Origin of the sequence: Methylobacterium sp. J-059 (genome assembly GCF_022829485.1) — a bacterium.
Lineage (GTDB): Bacteria > Pseudomonadota > Alphaproteobacteria > Rhizobiales > Beijerinckiaceae > Methylobacterium.
The window spans coordinates 1-606 of sequence record NZ_JAKSYA010000024.1; the positions used below are offsets into that span (position 1 = coordinate 1).

The window sequence follows — 606 nt, forward strand, 5'->3', positions numbered from 1 at the left end:
GACTTCACCAAGAACCTCCAGAACGTGCTCGACACCGGCGCCTCCAAGCTCACCGATGCCGACCTCAACGAGGAGGCCGCGAACTCCCAGGCGCTGTCGACCCGCCAGTCGCTCGGCATCTCGGCCCTCTCGCTGGCCAACCAGGCCCAGCAGGGCGTGCTTCAGCTCCTCCGCTAAGCACCGCCCACCATCACGACGCGATGAAGCGGCTGGGGCATCGCCCCGGCCGCTTTTTCATTTTCTGTCCGCGATGCGTCTTCGATCGTCGATCTTCCCTAATCACGCGCGCAGCCAGCCGAAATCTCAGACTTCATTAACCGGAATGCAAGGAACGGCGTGCTTATTTAACCCTAACATCGCCTAAGCAAGACGGATCATCCCATGTCCTCGGAAGTCACGCTCTCTGCCGCCACGCGCCAGAACCTGCTCTCGCTGCAGGATACGGCGGCGCTCTCGTCGACGACGCAGAACCGTCTTTCCACCGGCAAGAAGGTTTCCTCGGCCCTCGACAACCCGGTCAACTTCTTCACCGCGCAGAGCCTGTCGAACCGCTCCTCGGATCTCGGCACCCTGCTCGACAGCATCTCCAACGGCGTGCAGACGATC

The 606-nt window shown here is 62.0% G+C and carries 1 protein-coding gene and 1 pseudogene; both read left to right on the forward strand.

Translation table 11 applies throughout. The annotated features are described in order from the left end of the window. Window positions 1-177 (forward strand): flagellin (locus MKK55_RS01820; protein WP_279595940.1); only part of this gene is annotated, 177 nt, incomplete at its 5' end. Between the two features lie 204 nt (window positions 178-381). Then, a pseudogene (locus tag MKK55_RS01825) lies at window positions 382-606 on the forward strand (flagellar protein); the annotation flags it as partial.